Origin of the sequence: Bavariicoccus seileri WCC 4188, from assembly GCF_000421665.1 — a bacterium.
GTDB classification, from domain to species: domain Bacteria; phylum Bacillota; class Bacilli; order Lactobacillales; family Aerococcaceae; genus Bavariicoccus; species Bavariicoccus seileri.
The window spans coordinates 40,989-64,008 of record NZ_ATXL01000005.1 but is presented as its reverse complement, the minus strand read 5'-3'; the positions used below and the strand labels follow the sequence as shown (position 1 = coordinate 64,008).

Genomic DNA, 23,020 nt, shown 5'->3' with positions numbered 1-23,020 from the left:
ATAAGATATGGCAAAAGCAATTTTAATGCCTAAACTAGGATTAACAATGACTGAAGGAACGATTGATACATGGGAAGTCAAAGTTGGAGATTCAGTTAAAAAAGGTGATGCAGTATGTAGCATCAGTTCAGAAAAATTAACAGCAGATGTTGAAGCACCAGAAGATGGTGTAATCCTTGAAATCGTAGCTGAAGAAGGCGCGGATGTGCTTTGTAAAGAACCAATCGCTTATGTCGGTGCTGAAGGCGAAACGGTTGATAGTGGTAAAGGTGGCGCGACAGAAGACGTGCCAGAACCTAGTGAAGAACCAGTGGAAGAACAACCAGTAGCAGTAGAATCTCCGGCAGCAACTGGGGCTGCTCCTGTCAGATCAGAATCTGCAGCACCAGCAAGACGTGAAGGCGAACGGATATTCATTACACCTCTTGCACGCAAATTAGCAGCAGAAAAAGGGATTGACTATGCTGAAATTAATGGGACAGGGGGCAACGGCAGAATCACTCGTCGTGATGTCTTGAGTTATGTACCTGCCGCTAAACCAGTTCAATCCGTACCAACTGGAGTAGAAGTTGGGGCCGGACTTAAAGGTATGCGTAAGATGATTGCAGCTCGTATGATCTCGAGCCTGCAAAATACAGCGCAAGTAACAATTCATCAAAAAGCTGATATCACTAAATTAATGGCCTTCAGAAAAGAAACAAAAGCTAAAGCAGGTTATCCATTAACAGATGGCCAATTGAGTATTACGACCTTGTTGACACGTGCAGTTGTCTTAGCCTTGAAAGAAACGCCTGAAATCAATTCTTGGTATCAAAATGGCACATTAGAACATGTTGAGGATATCAACATTGGTATCGCAGTAGCAGTAGACGATGGTCTGGTAGTTCCAGTTGTGAAACATGCTGATCAATTAACGTTGACTGGGCTAGGTCAATCGATCAACTCAGTTATCTCTGACACAAGAGCCGGCACATTAGCTGGAGACTTGTACTCAGGATCGACCTTCACTATCTCTAACTTAGGGCATACTGGGGTAGAATACTTTACTCCTATAATTAACACGCCTGAAATTGGAATCTTAGGTGTAGGATCGTTAACGAAAGAACTAGCATTCAATGAAGCACATGAAGTGGTTGAATTACAAAAATTACCATTGAGTTTGACTTTTGATCATCAAATCGTTGATGGCTCTCCAGCTGCCGACTTCTTGAAATTGATCATCGAAAACTTGCAAAATCCATATAAACTAGTATTGTGATCTGATTTTATGGTCGAGATAAATATAGAGATCTAGACATAGAACTAGACACAGATTGAGTTAGAGGATAACGTAGAGTTAAAAGAAAAGAAACATACAAATAAAGGAAATACACGATGCTTTTCAGCTCCAGCTGTTTTGATGACTTTGGAGTGGTTTGTTAAAAATAACTAGGAGCTGGTGGGCATCAAGAAAGAATAACTAGTGTGGTGTAGTGATTTACTATAGGTTATTTTAAGATCGACAAGTGATTTGAGTGGTTCAAACTGAAAAGGTCGATCTACCAACAATGCTAATCGAAAAAGAGTGTTCAAACCGTCTGGTTAACGGATTGAACACTCTTTTTGTCATGTTTTTGTACAGCTTTTTATGATACTTTTATGATATTTTTGTGATACTTGTTTTAAACGATTAATCAAGATCCTTGATGAGGGTGTTCCCTAGTGAATTCTGTGCTATAGAGTCCTAAGACATAAGTTGTCATAAAGCCGACGACTAAAAACAACAGAGCAGACATTACGAGGACAACACTGATCGAGCCTTGGAGATTTGCCAGAGCTTTGGTGCAGACAATGATGGCTAATGGTGCGGCTAATAACACTCCAAATGCAGAAGCAAAAGTCAGTTGACCATAGTTGATAACGACTGCCATGACAAAGTGAGAGAAGATAATAAAACCAATAATAAAGCCACTAATAAAAGTGATAACAAAAAAGAATGAATTCCAGTCGATATAAAGGGAGTTAGTCAAAATATCATGCATAAATCCCATCAAACGTGTGGTTAATAGAGCGTAAAAGCCGAGTAGCATGATCAATAAGGATCCACTGAACCCCGGAATCAAGAAAGCAACACTTGACAATACACCTAGGCTAAAGAGTGCCCAAAGAGTGGGAAAAGTCATGGATAATCCAGATAATGGACTATTGAGTTGAATCAAAGCTAAGATCAAAGCGACGCAAAAGCTGATTACCAGAATCAGTAACTGAAGAGGTCGGTCGAGTTGTTTTCGTCCCACAGTAGCTAGCCAATACTGTTTTAATAGGAGAGGAATACTTCCCGCTAAAAGACCGATGAATAACATGGCGGTGGGAAATGGGAAAGTCGTCAATCCATAGGCTACCAAACGGACGGCTAACCCGATACCTATGGCAACTCCAGCCCAAAAGGGTAAGAGAAAATCAAGACTCGATTGCCAATGCTTAGTAAAATTCTTGGTTGAGTCAATTAGACGGCGGTAGATGCCGAGAGCAACCGCTACAGTCATCCCGCTAACTCCTGGAATCAGCGAAACAATACCAATGGCTAATCCTTGTAAGAAAAAAGCTATCATTTAAATAACTCCTTGATGATCACAACATACAGTTACTAAAGTACAATCAATAAATGAAAAATAGTAGATCATAATCGATAGAGTGTATGGTGACAAGTTTAATATATAGGTGACAATGCTATTGAACTACCATAGCATAGCACAATCACGAGCATTTTTACTAGTGTACCAACGTTTTAGGCCGTAGTGGTCAGGTAAATCAGTGATATAGAGAGAGCAAAGTGTTATTTTTAGTACAATCTTTTGAAAATCATATAAGACATGTGTACAATAATATTAGCAACTGTGCGGAGGTTATTAGGTTATGGTTTCAACATATGAAGCAAGTTATCGTGTTAGTGAATACGATTGTAATAGTTTAGGAGAGTTAACACCTTTTAAAGCAATCCAATGGATGATGATGACATCGGAAAAGCATCAGGCTCATCTGGGGGCAGAGAGTATTATCAATTCTCATCACCTAGTGTGGTTCGTGATTGAGCAAACTCTTGAAGTAAACAGATGGCCAAAGGTTAATGATACAGTAGTGGTAAAGACTATTCCGCATTCATTCAATCAATTTTTCGCTTATCGGAATTTTGAAATGTATGATGAGGAAGGGGAACTTATTGTAACGAATAAGGCGACTTTTGGGGTGGTCAATCCAGATAGTCGTCAAATCGTGCGGATTACGCCAGATATGATGAAGAGTTATGGGTCTGAGTTTCTGAGAAATCCTCCTAAGAGAACACGCTATCCTGCTGTAATAGAACCATACGTTCATTATGATTACCAAGTGAGATATAGTGATATCGACCGTAATCAACATGTTAACAATGCTGTTTATTTCAGGTTGGTAGATAATGTGATGAAGTACGATCAACATCAAGAATATCAGTTGAAATCATTGAAATTACGCTATGATAAAGAAACACCTCCTGATTACTTGGTTAGAATCAAGACAAATTGGTTGAGTGGCCCTGATGGAGGATTAATTGGGCAACATGCGTTATCGGCTGATGATGTCCTTAGAGCGCGTGCTGTGACGACTTGGGCACCAAGGCTGAATGAGAGTAACGGGAACTGATTATAACTTGCTGATGATGCATTAGTCATTAGTGATACGAATAAAACAGATATAGATAAAACAGAAGTTCTCCAGGAGATAAGTCTCTCGAGAACTTCTGTTTTTTGATGAGAAAATATAAGATTTACGGCAAAAATCACAGCGAAAACGGCAGTATAAATTATAGGAATAATGGTAGTAAAGATTACATTAAAGATTACAGTATAAACTGATCACGGTCATTGAAAAAGCTCGTGTAGGCCAAGAATGAGGCGATATAAGAAGCTAAGCTAGTTGTTGCGACAAGCATGAAGGTGACCATGATTTGGTACATGATAGCAGTTGTTGGGACAACTCCAGCGAAGATTAATCCTGACATCATACCAGGTAGTGAAACGATTCCTATAGTTTTTGCATTGTCTAAGGTTGGTTGCATACCAGATTTGATAGCCTCTCTTAGAATTGTGTGAGATGCTTGACTTGGTGTAGCCCCTAATGATAGTTTTTCTAAGATTTGTTGCCGTTGGTCTCTAAAGAGTGTATTGAGATTACGGTAGCAAAGGCCAATTGTGGTCATGGCATTTCCTGCGATCATGCCAGAGATTGGAACAACTTGGGATGGGGTGAAGAGAATTGATCCTGAAAAAATCAAAATGATTAAGGTCAACGCTAAGGTTGTGAAGACGGCAATCATAGAAATCTGCAGGCTTTTTGCCATACCTTGGCTTCTTTTATGGGCGTTATAGGCAGCATTAAACCCGATGACTGCAACCATACCAATAGTGACTATGGGACTATTGAAGCCAAATAAAAAAGTTAAAATGTAACCAACGATGACTAGTTGGATAATTGCTCTTGAAATACTATATATGATTTCCTTTGCTGTTCCTAGACGCTCTCTTTGGGCAATAACAATCCCTACGATTACGAGCAAGAAACTTAGGAGTAATGTAGTGGGACTAACTTGTAGATTCATCAAAAACCCCTTCTTTCTGTGATTTTACCATTCTTTATTTCAATAGAATGAGGAGCTAGTTGAGCTTCTTCTTGATTGTGGGAGACCATCAAAATAGTCAAGTCACCAGCATCATAGATTGAATGTAGCCACTTCCAAATAATCTTACGATTTTCTTCATCTAGGGCACTGGTAACTTCATCCAATAGCAAAACTTTCGGGGTGAAAATGATATTTCTGATCAATGCGACCCGTTGTTTCTCCCCACCGGAGAGTTCTGTTATTTTTTTGTCTAGGTATATTGGTTCGAGTCCAACAGAAGCTAACATTTTTTCAGCACGATCTTTGTCGAAATCGACATTTCTAATTTTGAAGGGGAAAGATAGATTGTCTGAAACAGTTTCGCCAAATAAGACAGGTGATTGAAAGCAATAAGACACAGCTTTTCTGTAGGTGACTGGATCAATCTCTTCGATAGCTTTGCCTTCAAAATAAAACGAGCCACTAGATTTGGATAACAAGGATGCAACGATTTTTAACAGCGTACTCTTACCACTCCCAGAAGGACCTGTAATGCTCAAAAAATCTCCCTTTGATACGTTAAGATCGATATCACTTAAGATGACTTTATCCGATGCCTTGTAGGATAAACCATCTAATTCAATTATAGTTGACAAGTAATCCGCTTCTTTCTCTTAAAATTTTTTTAATAATCAAACTATTACGATCAATGCAATTCCTATAATGCACTAGCTAAATGCACTAGCTATAATACAATATCTATAAAGCCATACATGGCATGCCTATATAAGTATAGGAGCACAGGTATAAGTACAGGAGTATTGATCTTTTATATACTCTCACAAGAGTGTTACGTTTTAGGAATTTCGTTAAAGTTTGTGATTTATAATCTCATGACACTATTGTAGTGGTTATAGGTCGTGTTTTCCAGTGGTAAAGGCCAATTTAATTAAAATGATTACAATTAAATAGCTAGACATTCTCAATTGCTGCGACTGAAAAAGCAATTGCTTCCCATATTATACAGTGAAAAAGCTCACTTTATCAGGAATTTAGGTCTAATAAAAAAGTTTTCAGTAAAAGAGCCCTCTTGGTTGCGTCTTAAAATTAGAATGATTATAATATAGGCGTAAGTGTTACAGGTAAATTGTAGCACCAAAAATATCAAGGAGGAATTTTGAAATGGCTTATGATTATAGTGATCGCGGTAAAAAACCGGTTGTAGAAGATATTGAAGGTATGACATTAGAAAATGATAACTATCGGACAACTATTTGGACAGGTAGTAATCTTCAAGTAACAGTAATGACAATCCAACCTGGTGACGATATTGGACTAGAAATCCACCATGGTATTGAACAATTTCTCCGTATTGAACAAGGTGAAGGTATCTGTAAAATGGGTCCTACAGAAGATAACTTGAATTTTGAAGCACCTGTTAAAGATGATGATGCTATTTTTGTTCCTGCAGATACTTGGCATGATGTCATCAATACAGGAGACAAACCATTAAAACTATACACCATCTATGCAGGTCCTGACCATGTTGCTGGCACTGTTCACCCAACACATCAAGATGCAATTGACGATCCAAACGAACAAGACTAGTTGTTTATTTTGAATTTTTGATTTGATTGTTTGAGTTGAATTTTTGAGCTGAATTTTGGTTTGACTATTTGATCTGATAAATTGATCTGATAATATGATTATGAATTTCAATTAAAAAACGTCCTGGTTTTCAACTAGTTGAAAACCAGGACGTTTTTCTATTTTTCCTTTTTCTACTTCTACGACGATAAGAAATCAATATAATTTATCAATTTTTGTAGTGACATCTTTATCCCGAATATAATCGTCATATGTGGTGTCAACACGGTCGACCATGCCTTTTGGCCCAATCTCAATGATACGGTTAGCAATGGTATTGATAAATTCTCGGTCATGTGAGGTAAAGAGTATTGCACCAGAATAATTGATTAAGCCATCGTTCAATGCGGTGATTGATTCTAAGTCCAAGTGATTTGTTGGATCGTCGAATACTAAGACGTTGGCTTTACTTAGCATCATTTTTGATAGGTAGCACCTGACTTTTTCGCCACCAGATAAAACGCCCACTTTTTTCATGACATCTTCGCCACTGAAAAGCATTCTTCCTAAGAATTGACGTAAGAAAGTATTATCTTGTTCTTCTGGTGATGCATATTGCCGTAACCAATCAAGAATCGTCAAGTCTTTATCAGGGAAAGCAACGCTCACGTCTTTAGGGAAGTAGCTGACAATTGTTGTCACACCCCATTTATAGCTTCCAGCACTTGCTTCTTCTTGACCGTTCAAAATCTCAAAGAGAGCAGAGATGGTCGGCTCGTAACGACTCAAAAAAGCTACTTTATCTTGTTTTTGCAACTGGAAGTACAAGTCTTTAAATAAAACCTTTCCTTCATCTGTTGTTTTCGAGAGGTGGTCGACTAACAAGAGATCATTGCCGATTTCCCTTTCAGGTTTAAAACCAACGAATGGGTAGCGTCTGCTTGAAGGTTGGATATCATCCAAGGTGATCTTGTCTAGTAATTTCTTTCGGCTCGTTGCCTGTTTCGACTTTGAGGCATTGGCAGAGAAACGAGCGATAAAAGCTTGGAGTTCTTTTACTTTTTCTTCTTTTTTGGCATTTTGGTCTGCTGCTAATTTAGAAGCTAGTTGACTACTTTTTAGCCAGAAATCATAGTTGCCGACATAGAGCTTTATTTTGCCAAAGTCGACGTCACACATATGAGTACAGACATTATTCAAAAAGTGACGGTCATGGCTGACAACGATAACCGTATTCGGAAAGTCAATCAGAAAATCTTCTAACCATTGGATTGAGTGGGCGTCTAACCCATTGGTTGGTTCATCTAGTAACAAGACGTCCGGATTGCCAAATAGAGCTTGTGCTAGTAGCACTTTGACTTTTTGTGGTTCACTTAACTCACTCATCAACTGATAATGTAAATCGTCGCTGATTCCAAGGCCACGCAGCAAGTCACTAGCTTCACTTTCTGCTTCCCAGCCATTCAGTTCGGCAAATTTAGCTTCAAGTTCTGCGGCTTTTAAGCCATCCTCTTCTGTAAAATCTTCTTTTTGGTAGATAGCATCCTTTTCTTCTCTTATGGCAAACAACTCTTGGTGTCCCATCATGACAGTGTCTAAGACGGTATGATCGTCAAAGACATAGTGATCTTGTTTTAGGACTGCAAGACGTTCATGGGCATCAAGGGACACACTACCAGTTGATGGTTCGATGTCACCTGCTAGAATTTTTAAAAAAGTAGATTTCCCAGCACCATTTGCGCCGATGACGCCATAACAGTTTTCAGGGGTAAATGTCAGGTTGACCTCATCAAATAATTTACGATCAGAAAATTGTAAACTGACATTGTTGACGTTTAACATGTAATCTAATTCCTCCTTGAACGGTATTCGATTCATTGTAGCATATAATAAACTGTTAGAGAATTTTTTTGACAGTAACAAATGAATTTGTCTCTTCATCAGTTTGTTATACAAGTGCTGCTGATTAAATGTAACCATAAAAAAAGAGAAGACTGTAGTATTTAGTTTCCTCTCTATACGATTTATATGGTTTGTAAACGTTCAGTGTCAGTTAACAAAAAAGAAAAGTATGAGAAATTTTTACAAAAGCACCAACAATAATGGTGTAGTTAAAAATTTTATCTGTACTTACTGCATAATAAGATTATATGCTTCTGTTGTCATTTTCATAAAACCAGATGTTGGACCATATCCCGAATCTGATCTATAGGAGTTAATTCCTATAACTTGATTATTTGCGTTAAGTAGTGGACCGCCACTCATACCAAAAGCACTGACAACTGAATTATTATGAGCCTCATAAGTTTGATGAAGATAAGCTAAAGGTCCAGTAACAACGTTTCCAGAACTTGTATTAAAGGCCTTTTGATCTACCCAGCCGGGGTACCCAAAGTTTTTAACATTGTTAGCAGTAGAAGGAGGATTCTTATAAAGAGATAGATTTGATGGAGCGGTTCCCACATCAAGACGAATATCTAAAGCTCCAAAATCACTTCTAAAATTTCCTGTGTTTACCCAATCATTATTAGTTCTAACACCAGTTGCTGTGTAAGCAGCATTAAATTCCCATCCCACTGGAGTATCTTTTAATCCAAAAAATATCGATGCTGTATCAGCCCAACCATTTAGATCATGACTATATACAGCATGTCCAGCAGTGCCTACCGTAGTACCATTTACTTTAAATGCTGACGCGCTTAATTGATCTATCGTCCCATCTGAATGATAATAAACAAAAATTGTTTTTCCGACAGAACCATTGGGAAATCCTGTAGAGGGTGCAGAGTAAAGAGAATACGGGATAATACTATGGTTACCCTTATTATCAATATCTTTGCTAGAGCCAACAGAAATATTTGTTTTTAAATATTGTTCCATTGTGACATCATTAATTGTAATTTCACCGTTGTAATCAGGATACTTTTCTTTATATTTTTTTTGTAATAAATTTTCCCAATCTTCATGTGATATAAAGTCTGTTACCTTGGAGTCTTTATTAAGATTAACCTTTTTGATAGAAGTTAAATCTAGTGTTTCGTATTCGTGAGTTACAGTTTGGTTAGATATTATTTTTTCATCTGAGGCTGCAAAAATAGTTGGGCTACAAATAAACATCAAAATATAGACTGAACAAAGAATTAAAATTTTTTTATATTTCATAAATAGCTCCTTTGAGTATTTCTTTATACCTAGGGAAGAGTATGTAAAACATTAATGGTTATATTTTCTCATATGTATAACATTAATTTTTGCTGGGAATGTAGTTCCCACAGCTTCTTTTTTTAAGGTGATTTCGACTATATCTCCAACAGAAAAATCGTTTATAGATGAATATGAAAAGTAATAATTAGTATCACTACTAGTGATAGGTTGGTCAACCTTTTCGGAAACATAGACAAGGTTTTGCTCATGGTTAATTTTCTGTATAGTGACAGTTTTTCTTTGAAAAATAGTAGTAAAATATAAATAAGATACACTAATAACAACAATTGTAATGATTATTCCAAGCGCTAACCTTTTTTTTACTTTACCATCTAAATTGACATTGCTCGGCATCGATTATGAACTCCCCTCCTTTTATTGTTTGACTACTTTTACTATATCAAAAAATAACATTTCGAGTACAGTAATTATAGTGAACAAGTTTAGCTTATTAGTTTTTTTGGATAACACTGGAGAGTTTAAAATGTTTTGTATTATATAAAAAGAGTTATAATATGCTTTCCTGAATACCTATGACATTGCCAGAAGAAATGGACTTCAGTGAGAAATAGGAGCCTTTTACTTTCGTTGAACAGTTACCATTTCTATTTTTAATGAAACACTGTGGTTTAATTTGACACTTGGTCAAAAAAAAAGACGATACAGCTGCAGAACAGTTGAATCAAGTCATTATCGACTATCCCGGAACGGTTATCGATATTGAGCATCATCTTAGTGACATTATTGCCAAATAATGTACTAAAACTCTTACGCTGAGTAAAATGTCTGAATATGGCTCATAAACATCATTTTATAGGCGTTATTTTGCAATAAATTTTGACAATAAAATAGCGTATCAGTATAATGGACGTAATTATACAAGTGCGTTAGAGGATTTCTTGAAAAGTTAACTTGTTGACAGAGAATCGGTGAGTGGTGAAAGCCGATAACATTTTTCAAGGGTATCACCTTTTTATAGCAATTCTTCTGAAAATGATAGTGTTCCGGTTAAATGATAGTGTTTGGGTAGTAGCTAGTTAGTTAACTATTTTGTCAATCACTAATTAGTTAATCAATAATTAGTCAATCAATCGTTTCATATCAGAATAGGGAGAATCGGGTAGCCACGTTAGAGGCGTAAAGTGTTACATCGAGTTTAGAGTCTTAGCACAGTCTAGGTTCTAAACGAAGTGTAAAATTTGGGTGGTACCACGATTAACTCGTCCCTTGCGGAGGAGTTTTTTTGTTGTTATAAAGCGCTGTGACTAATTAGAAAAGATAATAAGGCAAATCAGAGGAGCGGATCAGTAGATGAAGTTGAAAGAAACGTTACAACTTGGAAAAACAAAGTTTCCAATGCGGGGTAATCTACCAGTTAAGGAAGTAGAACGGCAAGCGGAATGGGAAAAAGCTGATGTTTATCATCAACGGTTAAAATTGAACAAGGGGCATAAAAGTTTTGTTTTACATGATGGACCGCCATATGCCAATGGAGCGGTACACATGGGTCATGCCCTAAATAAGATCTCAAAGGACATTATTATTCGTTCTAAAGCTATGCAAGGGTATTATTCACCTTATGTTCCTGGGTGGGATACGCATGGTCTACCCATCGAACAGGCGTTGAAAAATAGTAAGGGTGTTGACCGGAAGAAAATGACGGTCGCTGAGTTCCGTAAGCGTTGTGAGGAGTATGCTAAAGAGCAAGTGGAGTCCCAACGTAAGACATTCAAACGCTTAGGCGTTCAAGGTGAATGGGATGATCCTTATCTGACCTTTAAACCTGAGTACGAAGCGGCTCAAATTAGAGTATTTGCTCAAATGGCTGAAAAAGGTTATATCTACAAAGGAAAGAAACCAATCTATTGGTCGCCTTCAAGTGAATCTTCTTTAGCAGAAGCAGAGATCGAATATAAAGATGTTAAGAGTCCTTCTATCTATGTCTCATTCCCTGTTCATGATGGTAAAGGTGTTGTGCCAGAGGATGCAGAATTCATTATTTGGACTACTACACCATGGACATTACCATCTAACTTAGCGATTGCTGTTCATCCAGACTATGAATATGTTGTCGTATCAGTTGATGGTCATCATTATGTGGTCGCTAAGGAATTAGTAGAGCAGCTTGCAGGTGAGCTTGGTTGGGAAGATTATAGTATTGACAAAGAATTCAAGGGAAGCGCATTGGAAAGAGCGACGGCTCACCATCCGTTTTACGATCGCGACTCATTAGTGATTCTTGGGGAACATGTCACTCTAGATGCCGGTACTGGTCTCGTTCATACGGCGCCAGGGCATGGGGACGATGACTTTATTGTCGGCCAAAAATATGGTCTAGAGATTCTATCTCCAATCGATGATCAAGGACGTTTTACGAATGAAGCACCTGGATTTGAAGGTGTCTTTTATGATGACGCTAATAAACAAATCACGGAGTTACTAAAAGAAAAAGGTCGTCTGCTGAAACTAGAGTTCTTTACCCATAGCTATCCACATGATTGGCGGACGAAAAAGCCAGTTATTTTCCGAGCAACACCACAATGGTTTGCTTCTATTGCCAGCTTCCGTCAAGAGATATTGGATATTATCGACCATGACGTCAAATGGTTGCACCCATCTGGAAAGAAGAGAATTTACAATATGGTCCGTGATCGTGGCGATTGGGTGATTTCTCGTCAACGTGTTTGGGGTGTGCCATTACCGATTTTCTATGCTGAAAACGGCGAGGCAATCATCACTCACGAAACAACAGAACATGTGGCAGACTTGTTTGAAAAACATGGGTCAAATATCTGGTTTGAGTGGGAGACCAACGATCTCTTACCAGAAGGATTCACTCATCCTGCTAGCCCTAATGATCAGTTTACTCAAGAATATGACATCATGGATGTGTGGTTTGACTCTGGTACAAGTTATGCTGGTGTATTGAAAACAAGGCCATATCTCTCATTCCCTGCTGATATGTATCTAGAAGGATCTGACCAATACCGTGGGTGGTTTAATTCTTCATTAACAACAAGTGTGGCAGTTAATGGCTGTGCACCATACCGTGAAGTATTATCTCAGGGGTTTGTTAATGATGCCTTTGGTAAGAAAATGAGCAAGTCTCTAGGTAATGTCATCTCACCTGATAAAGAAATGAAATCAAAAGGTGCTGATATCATTCGGTTGTGGACGGCCAGTGTCGACTATGTTTCAGATGTTCGTGTCAGTGATGACATTTTAAATCAAGTATCTGAAGTTTATCGCAAGATTCGGAATACCATGAGATTCATGTTAGCCAATACATCAGATTTTGATCCAGAAACTGACCGTGTTCCTTATGAAGAACTTCGTAGTGTCGATCAATACATTGAAGTTAGACGTAACGACGTCATGAAGACAATCATTGATGCTTATAATCATTATGATTTCGTCAAAGTGTATAAAACTGTCATTAATTTCGTGACAGTCGATCTCTCACAATTCTATCTTGATTTTGCCAAAGATGTCCTTTACATCGAAGCAAAAAATAACCATAGTCGTTTAGCGATGCAAACGGTCATCTATGATAGTTTAGTGTCGTTGACGAAAGTATTGACACCAATTTTAGTCCATACGTCAGAAGAAGTGTGGGAATACTTAAAAGAACCGGAAGATTATGTGCAATTGAGTAATTTCCCTGAAGTTGTGACCTATGCAAATGAAGCTGAACTAAAAGAAGAATGGGAAGCCTTTATGACCGTCAGAGATGATATCATGAAAGCTCTTGAAACTGCCCGTAATGAAAAATTGATTGGGAAGTCTTTTGAAGCTATGGTGACTGTATATCCAACGGCTGAAGTGAAGAAAATCTATAATCAATTGTCAGAGTCAGTTGATCTAGCACAAATCTTGATCGTCTCAAAATTTGTTGTCAGTGATGAAAAATCTCCTCAAGAAGCTACACCATTCCAAACACAAGCAGTCTTAGTCGGAAAAGCTCCTGGTCGTGTCTGCGAACGGTGTCGGGCAACCAAAGAAGATGTTGGTACAATCCCTGAAGCTCCAGAACTCTGTCGTAGATGTTACGATATCGTGAAGGAAAATTATCCTCAATACTTTACAGAAAAAGAGAATTAAATAGCAGCATTTTTATTAATTAAAAATGAATTAGAAAACACTTGACACTTTTTAACCGGCTCATTATAATATGAGCATACTACTTAAGAAATGGATGATTTAATATGTTGACAGTGAACTGTTCCCACGTAAACGGCTATTACGGCTACTATTATACAGAGTGAGCTTGCGTTTAAGGTATAGATGCAAGCGTTGATCGTTTGTATCTATGGGAGCCAGTTTTCTGATGCCTCACATAGGTCGTATCTAGTGAGGTTGATGTTATACATCTATTATTCTTGCCCTGATGTATGTGATGGGGTGGAAGGCCAGCTAGGTATGCCTAGCTGGCCTTTTTTAAATGTATTTTAAACGTATTTAAACATATTTAAACGTGTTTTTGTCTGTATTTTTGACTGTATGTTGAACAGATAGGGATTGACGATTGACCATCAGAGTTAAACCATAAGTAGAAAATAAGTAAAAAAATAGAGATGGAGGAAGTTAGATGACTAAGAAAAAGGGTATGAGTAAGGGTATAAATAAGACAATCGGTAAGTTGACAGGAAAGGATAGGTACTTTTTCTCGAAAGTAATTACAGCTGTGGGATTTTTGCTAGTAACACTGATGATTGTCGGATGTGGCAATAGTTCAGGTCAGAGTGAGGGTAAGACAGATGAACCAATCAAAGTTGGTATTTTGCAGTTTGCGCAGGTAGAGGCTTTGGATAGTGCGACAGAAGGGGTCAAGGAAGCTTTAGAGGCTTCAGGATTGAGTGTTACATTCGATGTCCAAAATGCCCAAGGAGATACGTCCAATCTACAATCAATCAGTCAAAAATTAGCCCGTGATAATGATATTTTGGTTGGGGTCGCAACGCCTGCTGCCCAAGCGTTAGCTACGGCAGAAAAAGAGAAACCGATATTCTTCACAGCTGTGACAGATGCTGAAAGTGCTGGTTTAGTGGCCTCTAATGATGAACCAGGTGGAAATGTGACAGGAACAAGTGATATGAGTCCATTAAAAGAACAAGTGGCATTGTTAAAATCCATTTTTCCTGACGCAAAAACAGTGGGGATTTTATACAATTCGAGTGAAGCCAACTCTAAATTCTTGGTCGATAATGCCACACCATTACTTGAGGATGCAGGATTAACGGTTGAAACAGGGACAATTACCTCAACCAATGATATTCAACAGGTTTTATCGTCATTACTTAATAAAAGTGATGTTTTATTTGGAATCACGGATAATACCGTTGATAGCGCGATGACTTTGGTCGGAAATTTAGCTAAGGAACAACAAAAGGGATTTGTTGGTAGTGCTGTACCGGCTGTTGAGGCTAATGGATTGGCAACATTTGGGATGAGCTACTTAGAACTTGGCAAACAAACAGGACGGATGATCATTCGTCATCTTGAGGATGATGAGGCAGTTAGTTCAATGCCAGTTGAAAGCAGTGAGAATCTAGAGCTTGTGGTTAATGATGATTACGCTAAAGAAATCGGGATTGATCCTGAGTCTATCAAAGCACCAGAATAACTCATTAATGATACTTGTGACACTTGTAGTTGTTTTATAACCGAATAGGTTTTATAGTAAGATAAAAGTCAGTATCTAAAAATTGCCACTGGTCAGGGGTTGATGAGGTGCTGACCAAAACAAAATATTATGATGACTTATGATGTGTTAATGCTAGGAAGCGTAGTTGCTTTGAGCCACACATCAAAAGGAATCATAGAGGAGTCGTATACATGTTATTTATTGGTTCAAGTATTACACAGGGAATATTATGGGCAATCATGGCATTGGGAGTTTATGTTACTTTCAGATTGTTAGATATTGCCGATCTTTCTTGTGAAGGCGTCTTTCCCCTTGGGGCAGCTGTTTGTGCCCGATTGATTGCAAATGGGGTTGATCCATGGATTGCAACCTTTGTAGCCTTAGTGTCTGGAATGGCTGCTGGTTGGATTGCTGGATTTTTGAATACAGTCATGAAGATACCGCCATTGTTGACTGGTATTCTCGTATTGACAGGGATGTATTCTATTAATCTCCATATCATGAGTCAGCCAAATATCGCCTTATTAGGAAAGAAGACATTGATGTCGCTGCCACTGTTGTCTTCATTATCTACTAGTATGAAAACAGCAGTCGTTGGGTCTATCGTGTTTGTCCTAGTAGTATTACTGATGTCGTGGTTTTTACATACGGAAGTGGGACTAGGATTTAGAGCTATTGGTGATAATGTGATCATGGGTAAAGCAAATGGAATCAATAGTAATCGTATGGTCGTTTTAGGCTATATTTTGGGCAATGGCCTAATTGCATTGGCAGGCGCACTGATTGCTCAAAAAGATGGCTTTGCGGATATCAATATGGGGATTGGAACGATTGTTATCGGTCTTTCAGCTGTCATGATTTCTGAAGTTGTCGTCCCTAATCTGACGATTGGGAAACGACTTGCTTCTATTGTTATCGGGAGTATTATCTATCGAGTGATCATCGATACGATTTTGAATCAACCGTTTATAGCAATTGCACCGACAGACTTGCGGTTATACTCGGCTATTTTACTAGCACTAGTTCTTTGGTTTCCGAAATGGAGGGAGCAACGTAAATGAGTCAAAGTACGATCCAATTGAAAGGAATCAATCAATCATTTTTTCTAGGAAAATCACAACAAAAGGATGTCTTGCATGATATTGATCTTAAGATCAATCCAGAAGATTTTATCTTAATCGTTGGCGGTAATGGCACTGGTAAATCGACCTTACAACAAATCATTTCGGGGAGTTTACAACCTACAAGTGGTCAGATCTTAAAAGACGACAAAGTAGTGACCAAAGAATCTGTGCAAAAGCGGGCGGAATGGATTGGACGGGTATTTCAAGATCCAAAAGAAGGGACTGCGGGCCGGTTGACGATCGCAGAAAATTTAGCTTTAGCTGCTAAACGAGGCCAAAAACGCCATTTAACAAAGGCTAATACAAAAGAAAAGGACTTTGTCAGATTATTAAAAACGCTAGACCTAGGGTTAGAACAGCGCTTGACGACGGATGTTAATTTCTTGTCAGGAGGTCAACGTCAAGCTCTGACTTTACTAATGGCAACACTCGTAAAGCCTGAGTTATTGCTGCTAGATGAACATACTGCTGCACTTGACCCAAAAACAAGTGAGATGGTTTTGGCAATTACTGATAAGATTATTAAGGAAAACCGCTTGACGGCTTTGATGATCACTCATAATCTGACAGATGCTCTCAAATATGGTAATCGGTTAGTGATGCTTCAATCTGGGAGAATTACCTTAGACCTTGATCGCAATGAAAAAGAAAAAATGACGGTTACAGATTTAATGGCACAGTTCAACGAGCCAGTGGTTGTGTAAAAAAACATCCCAGTTTTAATAGTAAATCTTATTAAAAGCAATCTATATCATGGTACTATTTCTATAAGGGTAGGTTTAACCCGATAGCAATAGCATCAGGGATAGATTGCTTTTTACTTTCGGTAGTTTTAAAAGACTTATTTGGGTGTTTAAAAAAGAGAGTTATTTTGAGTCTAATAAAAAGAGTTATTTTGAGGCTAATAAAAAGAGTTATTTTGAGGCTATTATAAAGTTGTTGGTCTATTACAAAGGTCTATTACAAAGGTTTATTAAAAGGCTAGGTTAGATAATGTCGTTACTGGCTTTTAAAGGCTATTTTTGTAAGCAAAGGGGAAAAGAATGATCAATTGGGGAATTATAGGTGCTGGCACGATTGCACATCGTTTTGCAGATAGTTTGAAGCATATCAAGGAGGCACATCTATATGCTGTGAGTAACCGGACACGTGAAAAGGCAGAGCGTTTTAAAGCTCTACATCCGTGTGATAAAGTATTCGACGATTATGATGCCTTGTTGAAAGATCCGGCGATCGATGCGGTTTATATCGCACTCCCTCATCTCTATCATTATGAATGGGTCGTAAAAGCACTCAAACTGCATCTCCCTGTTTTATGCGAAAAGCCGGCTACAATGTCGGTAGAAGAGATGGAACAGATCAAACAATTAGCTCAAAAAGAAGGAGTCTTCTTTATGGAGGCCATGAAGAGTCGTTTTGAACCGGCTTATGAAGAAGCTAAACGTCTTGTTAAAGAAGGGTTGATTGGAGACATTACCGCTATTTCTACATCCTTGTGCCGAGTGATGCCAGAGGCTAATAGTAGTTACCACTATACAGCCCAACAAGGAGGCGTTTTATATGATATGGGAATCTATAATGCGAGTGCCATTTTGGATTTTTCTAAACTTTCCTTTAAGGCTGCTTCTTCTCAACAGGCTAATGATGATATGACAGTGTTGCAGCTTGAGTCCTTAAGCAGTCGCTCATCAGATAATGATGGTCAAGATGGAAATTCAACAGTTGAAACTTACGTTGATGCCTTGTTAGAGGTTAATGGGGTGACATGTCGGTTGAAAGCTGCTTTTGATCGGTTTGAACCGGCTTGCCTAGAGATTAAGGGGACAGCAGGGAAAATCACGGTCATGGACTTTCATCGCCCAACTTCTTTTCGTATTGAAAAAGATGAGCAGGTCGAGGTACGAGAACTTCCGTATGTTAATGATGATTTTTATGGCGAAATCACACATATGATGAAGTGCCTGAAAGACGGTCTCATAAAAAGCCCTGTGATGACCTTTGAAGACTCGATCCAAGCAGCTCGACTCGTTGCGCTCATCAGAGAAAAAATTGTGAAAAAAAGTGATAAAGAATAGAGTGACAGGGTATAAAGTAATGAGAAATAGAGTAAGGAGAAATATAGTAACGAGAAAAAAGTAATAAGAAATGGAGTTATTTAGTAGCACTATTAAACGAGGAGGAAATTGCAATGACATTTAAGATTAACTCTGTCGAAATCGACCATATTGGAGTTCTTGACCAAGCTAGTTTTGATTTTTCAGAAGACCCATCAGGTGTGGTTTCAATTTATGGATCAAATCGAACAGGGAAGACGAGTTTTATTACAGCGATTCAAGCCGTTGTCAGACATTTTAAAGGTGAAAAGCTTGATGATCTAACCCCCTTGTTATCTGAAGGGGTAGAGAATGGAAGTGTCGTGCTATCGGGCTCTTATGAAGGTCAGGACTGGAGAGTTTCCGTCACCATCGAAAAGGTCGACTACGGGATAACGAGTCATCAAGAGGTATCCCTATCTGACGGTCTTTCAATGGAACAACTTGTGCAGTTAGTGACCCAACGGATTATTGTATTACCACATATCTCGACTGATGTCCTTCATCTTTCTCCACTGTCAGAGACATTTAGTCGGTTACTCAATCAGACTTCTGATAATACCTTGGCAATCGAAATGATAGGCTCGACGTTGATTTTTCCCAATAACTTTCTAGCCATTTTGACGGAGTTCGAGAATTTGGCCAATGACTTGTTAGAAGAGCTTATTCCTGATATGTCTATCCAGTTGGTCTATGGTCATCGTGGGATGCAATTGGTGGTGAACACAATTGGTCCATTGGGAGAAAGTAGCCAACTTTACGATGCTGAGTCAACTGGTACGAAATACTTAGTCAATTTATTGAGTACCCTAGCTACCATCAAAACAGAAGGACGAATTGTTTTCATTGATGATCTTGGGTCACGACTTGGTCCAGACTGGTTAGATAAGATCATCGATTACTTTAGCGAGGACAAGAGAGGTCAATTGATTTTTACGAGCTATCGTCCAATAGAGAGCCCTATAGTGAGTCCTACAGAGAACCCTACATCAGGGGGATTATTGCAACTATCTTTGGAATAAAGTAGAACTTTCGAGCACCATTTAAGTTAAATGTTCGTGAAAATATCTGTTTTAAGTTATGAATGTTGCGTTTCGTTAACAATTGATTAAAGTGTCGACTAAATAATGGTAACGGCTTTATTTTATGCTTATAATTATTGGTAATAAAAGTTTACTGAACGATAATAGCTTTACTAAACGATAATAGCTTAAGCTAAAGAATTTAGCCCATAAATGTTTAAACGCAAACACACTAAAACTCAAGACCATGTCATATCAACGAGGAGGGGAAGTTGTGAAGCCTATGAATGACGATACGAAAAAGAATGAGAAAAGTACAAAAGAAACTAAGAAAAAGATGAAGACATCGACGAAATGGACGATTCTCGGGATTATAGGACTTGTTTGTGGCGTTGTTTTTTACTTTGGCCAGCAAATTCTTTCCAATGTTGATGAAGTCTACGAACCTGTAGAGGTCGATTCGATTCGAAACAAGGAGTTAAAAATTACCAACCAGGAGCCGTTCTCAATTTTATTATTGGGTATCGATAATGGGGACAAGGGGCGTTCGCTAGAGGATGGCGGTCGTTCGGACACAATGATTTTAGCAACCGTCAATCCCAAGGAAAAAACGACAACTTTAGTGAGTATTCCAAGAGATTCTTATGCCGAGATAGTTCGGTATGGTATGAAGGATAAAGTTAACCATGCTTATGCTTTTGGGGGCGCTGAGATGGCAGTTGCTACGGTTCAACAACTGATGCAAGTCCCAATTGATTATTATGCAGAGGTCAACTTTAAGGGAATCGAGGACTTGGTTGATGCTATCGAGGGTATTGAAGTAGTTCCTAATCTCACCTTTACTTATGACAACCACTCGTTCACTGAAGGTGTTTCTCAAAAAATGGATGGCCAAACGGCACTAGCCTATGCCAGAATGCGCTATGACGATCCAGAAGGGGACTATGGTCGCCAAGAACGGCAACGGCAAATCATAGAAGCCAGTATCAACAAAGCATTGACGTTCGACTCGATCATGCGATTTAAGCCAATTCTTGAAGCATTGGGCGATAATGTCCGAACCAATATGAGTTTCAGTGATATGGTCGAGATTCAAGCCGGGTATCGTGATGGCATCACGAATTTTGAGTCACATACGTTAAAGGGTCGCGATTTGGTAGTAAATGGTGTGTACTATATGTATATCGAACCTGAAACAATCTTAGAAATGACCAATAAACTCCGCGTCTCATTAGAACTCGATGAAATATCATTGTCCGCTTTACTGGGTGAGGATACAAATCCTCCAGCTGCAGAAAATGATACAACGACTGAACAACCAAAACAGACTGAAACCAACCAATCACAACCGGGTGGGGAGTGGACACGACCCAATCAAAATAATGGTGGTAGTGGCAATTCCAGCCCTCCAGCTAGTCAAAATGATTCTGGTGGTAGCAATTCTGGTAATAATGGCAATACAGGTAATAATGGCGGTAACGGTAATAACAGTAATAACGGCAATACCGATGATACCAACACTGGTAGCGATAATGGGAATGACAGTAATCCAGATGATTCCGGTGGATCAAATGGTAGTAGCAATCCTGGGGATACTGATAATCCTGATGATACAGGAAATCAAGATGGTGGCGGATCAGACGGATCAGGTGGACCAGAAGAACCTGGTGATAATGATAACCCGGATGAACAGGAGCCACCTGAAGAGCCAGAGCAACCAGTAGAACCTGAAGAACCAGCTGAACCTGAGAATCCTTCTGACAAACCAAATTCGGAGGATAAACCAGTAGACAAGCCAGTTGATGAGCCTAAAGATGATCCAGAGAATGATGCTACAAGTGGGAACTGAAATTAGTTTTTGCGATTTGGGCATTGATTTATGGGGTTTTCTTATGGTCTAATGAATTAATACTATCTGCACAGTGATGCAGCGATTTAGAAAAGAGGCGCATTTTTCTCAATGAATCCAGAGCAACCAAATAAGGGTGGTAGTCAAGGACATCGTGAGGCTAGTAGGGATGTTTCCCCAGCTCAGAGATCCGGAAAAAAACAGGCGAATCAGTCAAAGAAAAAGCGAAAGCATGGTTGTTTGACTGGATTGCTGATTGTAGGGGCAGTGCTTGCAATTGTCTTGGCAGTAGTCCTCAAAGTGTTTGGTGATGTCGATGTTGCTTATGATGATATTTACCAGACAGTCAATAAAAATAAAGTTCGGGATGAGGATGTCGATCTTAGCCAAGTGAATCCTATTTCTATTTTGCTGATGGGGGTTGATTATGGTGAGGAAGAAAATCGCCCTAAATCATCTGGAGGTCGTGCGGATTCTTTAATGATTCTAACGCTTGATCCTAAGAATGGAAATTCGACATTGACCAGTATCCCAAGAGACGTTTTGACAGAGATAGTTGGTCATGGCACGCTTGAAAAAATCAACCATTCCTATGCCTACGGGGAGTCTGAGATGACAATCAATACCGTACAGCATCTCTTCGATATTCCAATCGACTACTATGTTGAAGTCAGTATGGATGGAATGAAAGGCATCGTGGATGCTATCGGTGGTGTTGAGATCACCAGTCCATTAACCTTTGATTTTGAAGGGCATCATTTCAATGAAGGTGAAAAGAGAACTCTAAATGGCGATGATGCCTTGGCATTTTCTAGGATGCGTTATACGGATCCAGAAGGGGACTATGGGCGTCAAAAACGACAACAGATGGTGATTAAAGCCATGATGAAGAAAGCTGTTAGTATGGATTCTATCGCTAATTATCAATCTGTTTTGGATACTCTTTCTGAAAACATGCGGACTAATTTATCATTTGATGATCTTGTTGATCTTCAAACTAAGTATAGTAAAGCAGCTGATCATATCGAACGTAATAATGTCTATGCTCATGGGATGAACACTGATGGACAAGATTCGATCTATGTTTCTAAACAGGAGATCTACCGAGTGAGCAACTATATCAGAAAGCACTTGGGAATAGATGAAGTGAGTTATGATGATATTACGAGCAATATCTATGCCCCAGGTTTATCGGAGCAATTTGATCCTTTAGATGCTGATGAAACAGCTGAGGCAGGTTATCCGATGTATCAAATCGATGAAAATTCTAATCTGATTTTGATAGGCTATCAATAGAAATTGATATCTGAATAAACTGATATCTGGCCAAGAGCCAGATATTTTTTTGATCACTATCATTTACAATTGTAGATTTAACTGTTACACTGAAATTGAAGATGTGAGGAGTTGATATAGATGGCTATAAAGGAAAAAGAAGCTAGTGTTTCTTCTGCAGAATGGCAGGTTTTACGGGTTGTCTGGGCAAATCCTGAGACGACTAGTCAAGGGGTGTATGAGTCCTTAAAAGATGAATATGGCTGGAAATTAAGCACAGTAAAGACACTATTACATCGTTTGAGGGACAAAGGCGTGATTGCGGTAACACAGGTTGGACGTGTGTTTCATTATATCGCAACAGTTGATGAGCTGGCCTTCAATGAAGAGCAGATCAGAGTCTTACTGTTAAAGAGTTGTCGACGTAAAAATGGCGCTATTTTAAAGCGTTTGATTTCTGATGAGCGTATTGCCCTATCTAAACCCGATATTGAAGATCTTATTGAGACCTTGAAAGCTCAATTACCGGATGCTCCAGATGAGTTGGGATGTAACTGTATTCCTGGACAATGTACTTGTGGACTTCATCATCATAGAGAGGTGAGCTGAG

Annotated in this window: 18 protein-coding genes; 12 read left to right on the top strand and 6 right to left on the bottom strand. The window is 38.7% G+C overall.

Features of this window, described 5'->3' with window-relative positions:
- Window positions 1-7 precede the first annotated feature (7 nt).
- The gene (locus H541_RS0102120; protein ID WP_022795705.1) at window positions 8-1,258 is read left to right on the top strand and encodes a dihydrolipoamide acetyltransferase family protein; all 1,251 of its coding nucleotides are present in this window, start codon (window positions 8-10) and stop codon (window positions 1,256-1,258) included.
- A 415-nt stretch (window positions 1,259-1,673) separates the two neighbouring features.
- Here the strand turns inward: H541_RS0102120 and H541_RS0102115 are convergent, their stop codons facing one another.
- Window positions 1,674-2,591, bottom strand: coding sequence for an undecaprenyl phosphate translocase family protein (locus H541_RS0102115; RefSeq protein ID WP_022795704.1), 918 nt, complete (start codon window positions 2,589-2,591; stop codon window positions 1,674-1,676).
- A gap of 304 nt (window positions 2,592-2,895) precedes the next feature.
- Here H541_RS0102115 and H541_RS0102110 point away from each other — a divergent pair, with 304 nt between their 5' ends.
- A complete protein-coding gene (locus tag H541_RS0102110) occupies window positions 2,896-3,657 on the top strand; it encodes an acyl-[acyl-carrier-protein] thioesterase (protein WP_022795703.1) in 762 nt (253 codons plus the stop codon).
- 196 nt (window positions 3,658-3,853) lie between these two features.
- Here the strand turns inward: H541_RS0102110 and H541_RS0102105 are convergent, their stop codons facing one another.
- Both H541_RS0102105 and H541_RS0102100 read right to left on the bottom strand, forming a co-directional pair.
- Window positions 3,854-4,612 carry an ABC transporter permease gene (locus H541_RS0102105; protein ID WP_022795702.1) on the bottom strand — a complete coding sequence of 253 codons (759 nt, stop codon included), beginning with the start codon at window positions 4,610-4,612 and terminating at the stop codon, window positions 3,854-3,856.
- Window positions 4,612-5,268, bottom strand: coding sequence for an ABC transporter ATP-binding protein (locus tag H541_RS0102100; protein WP_026501543.1), 657 nt, complete (start codon window positions 5,266-5,268; stop codon window positions 4,612-4,614). The genes H541_RS0102105 and H541_RS0102100 overlap by 1 nt, the downstream gene beginning before the upstream one ends.
- A gap of 526 nt (window positions 5,269-5,794) precedes the next feature.
- Here H541_RS0102100 and H541_RS0102095 point away from each other — a divergent pair.
- Complete coding sequence (locus H541_RS0102095; protein ID WP_022795701.1) at window positions 5,795-6,220, top strand: cupin domain-containing protein; 426 nt, start codon at window positions 5,795-5,797, stop codon at window positions 6,218-6,220.
- 195 nt (window positions 6,221-6,415) lie between these two features.
- Here the strand turns inward: H541_RS0102095 and H541_RS0102090 are convergent, their stop codons facing one another.
- The 3 genes from H541_RS0102090 to H541_RS0102080 all read right to left on the bottom strand — a co-directional run bounded on the left by H541_RS0102090 (window position 6,416) and on the right by H541_RS0102080 (window position 9,757).
- Entirely contained in the window at window positions 6,416-8,041 is a 1,626-nt protein-coding gene (locus H541_RS0102090; protein ID WP_022795700.1) for an ABC-F family ATP-binding cassette domain-containing protein, read from the bottom strand.
- Between the two features lie 288 nt (window positions 8,042-8,329).
- Window positions 8,330-9,361 (bottom strand): serine protease family protein, encoded by a 1,032-nt coding sequence (locus H541_RS0102085; protein WP_022795699.1) that lies wholly within the window; start codon window positions 9,359-9,361, stop codon window positions 8,330-8,332.
- Window positions 9,362-9,412: 51 nt separating this feature from the next.
- Complete coding sequence (locus H541_RS0102080; protein ID WP_022795698.1) at window positions 9,413-9,757, bottom strand: hypothetical protein; 345 nt, start codon at window positions 9,755-9,757, stop codon at window positions 9,413-9,415.
- Between the two features lie 957 nt (window positions 9,758-10,714).
- Here H541_RS0102080 and ileS point away from each other — a divergent pair.
- The 9 genes from ileS (at window position 10,715) to H541_RS0102035 (ending at window position 23,019) form a co-directional block, all read left to right on the top strand.
- Window positions 10,715-13,504 carry an isoleucine--tRNA ligase gene (ileS, locus tag H541_RS0102075; RefSeq protein WP_022795697.1) on the top strand — a complete coding sequence of 930 codons (2,790 nt, stop codon included), beginning with the start codon at window positions 10,715-10,717 and terminating at the stop codon, window positions 13,502-13,504.
- A gap of 487 nt (window positions 13,505-13,991) precedes the next feature.
- Window positions 13,992-15,026 carry an ABC transporter substrate-binding protein gene (locus tag H541_RS0102070; protein WP_022795696.1) on the top strand — a complete coding sequence of 345 codons (1,035 nt, stop codon included), beginning with the start codon at window positions 13,992-13,994 and terminating at the stop codon, window positions 15,024-15,026.
- 212 nt (window positions 15,027-15,238) lie between these two features.
- The gene (locus H541_RS0102065) at window positions 15,239-16,108 is read left to right on the top strand and encodes an ABC transporter permease (RefSeq protein WP_022795695.1); all 870 of its coding nucleotides are present in this window, start codon (window positions 15,239-15,241) and stop codon (window positions 16,106-16,108) included.
- Window positions 16,105-16,875, top strand: coding sequence for an ABC transporter ATP-binding protein (locus H541_RS0102060; RefSeq protein ID WP_022795694.1), 771 nt, complete (start codon window positions 16,105-16,107; stop codon window positions 16,873-16,875). Before H541_RS0102065 ends, H541_RS0102060 begins: the two co-directional genes overlap by 4 nt.
- 339 nt (window positions 16,876-17,214) lie before the next feature.
- The gene (locus H541_RS0102055; protein WP_022795693.1) at window positions 17,215-18,246 is read left to right on the top strand and encodes a Gfo/Idh/MocA family protein; all 1,032 of its coding nucleotides are present in this window, start codon (window positions 17,215-17,217) and stop codon (window positions 18,244-18,246) included.
- Window positions 18,247-18,359: 113 nt separating this feature from the next.
- Window positions 18,360-19,286: an AAA family ATPase gene (locus H541_RS0102050; RefSeq protein ID WP_022795692.1), complete on the top strand. Its 927-nt coding sequence runs from the start codon at window positions 18,360-18,362 to the stop codon at window positions 19,284-19,286.
- A 283-nt stretch (window positions 19,287-19,569) separates the two neighbouring features.
- The gene (locus H541_RS12700; RefSeq protein ID WP_240470887.1) at window positions 19,570-21,135 is read left to right on the top strand and encodes an LCP family glycopolymer transferase; all 1,566 of its coding nucleotides are present in this window, start codon (window positions 19,570-19,572) and stop codon (window positions 21,133-21,135) included.
- A gap of 111 nt (window positions 21,136-21,246) precedes the next feature.
- Window positions 21,247-22,431: an LCP family glycopolymer transferase gene (locus tag H541_RS11280; RefSeq protein WP_022795690.1), complete on the top strand. Its 1,185-nt coding sequence runs from the start codon at window positions 21,247-21,249 to the stop codon at window positions 22,429-22,431.
- 120 nt (window positions 22,432-22,551) lie between these two features.
- Window positions 22,552-23,019, top strand: a complete 468-nt coding sequence (locus tag H541_RS0102035) for a BlaI/MecI/CopY family transcriptional regulator (protein WP_022795689.1) — start codon at window positions 22,552-22,554, stop codon at window positions 23,017-23,019.
- The last annotated feature ends 1 nt before the right edge of the window (window position 23,020 follow it).

Coding starts and splice junctions, on each gene's coding strand:
- H541_RS0102120 (WP_022795705.1), top strand. CDS start 8: ATGGCAAAAGCAATTTTAATGCCTAAACTAGGATTAACAATGACTGAA.
- H541_RS0102115 (WP_022795704.1), bottom strand. CDS start 2,591: ATGATAGCTTTTTTCTTACAAGGATTAGCCATTGGTATTGTTTCGCTG.
- H541_RS0102110 (WP_022795703.1), top strand. CDS start 2,896: ATGGTTTCAACATATGAAGCAAGTTATCGTGTTAGTGAATACGATTGT.
- H541_RS0102105 (WP_022795702.1), bottom strand. CDS start 4,612: ATGAATCTACAAGTTAGTCCCACTACATTACTCCTAAGTTTCTTGCTC.
- H541_RS0102095 (WP_022795701.1), top strand. CDS start 5,795: ATGGCTTATGATTATAGTGATCGCGGTAAAAAACCGGTTGTAGAAGAT.
- H541_RS0102090 (WP_022795700.1), bottom strand. CDS start 8,041: ATGTTAAACGTCAACAATGTCAGTTTACAATTTTCTGATCGTAAATTA.
- H541_RS0102085 (WP_022795699.1), bottom strand. CDS start 9,361: ATGAAATATAAAAAAATTTTAATTCTTTGTTCAGTCTATATTTTGATG.
- H541_RS0102080 (WP_022795698.1), bottom strand. CDS start 9,757: ATGCCGAGCAATGTCAATTTAGATGGTAAAGTAAAAAAAAGGTTAGCG.
- ileS (WP_022795697.1), top strand. CDS start 10,715: ATGAAGTTGAAAGAAACGTTACAACTTGGAAAAACAAAGTTTCCAATG.
- H541_RS0102070 (WP_022795696.1), top strand. CDS start 13,992: ATGACTAAGAAAAAGGGTATGAGTAAGGGTATAAATAAGACAATCGGT.
- H541_RS0102065 (WP_022795695.1), top strand. CDS start 15,239: ATGTTATTTATTGGTTCAAGTATTACACAGGGAATATTATGGGCAATC.
- H541_RS0102060 (WP_022795694.1), top strand. CDS start 16,105: ATGAGTCAAAGTACGATCCAATTGAAAGGAATCAATCAATCATTTTTT.
- H541_RS0102055 (WP_022795693.1), top strand. CDS start 17,215: ATGATCAATTGGGGAATTATAGGTGCTGGCACGATTGCACATCGTTTT.
- H541_RS0102050 (WP_022795692.1), top strand. CDS start 18,360: ATGACATTTAAGATTAACTCTGTCGAAATCGACCATATTGGAGTTCTT.
- H541_RS12700 (WP_240470887.1), top strand. CDS start 19,570: ATGAATGACGATACGAAAAAGAATGAGAAAAGTACAAAAGAAACTAAG.
- H541_RS11280 (WP_022795690.1), top strand. CDS start 21,247: ATGAATCCAGAGCAACCAAATAAGGGTGGTAGTCAAGGACATCGTGAG.
- H541_RS0102035 (WP_022795689.1), top strand. CDS start 22,552: ATGGCTATAAAGGAAAAAGAAGCTAGTGTTTCTTCTGCAGAATGGCAG.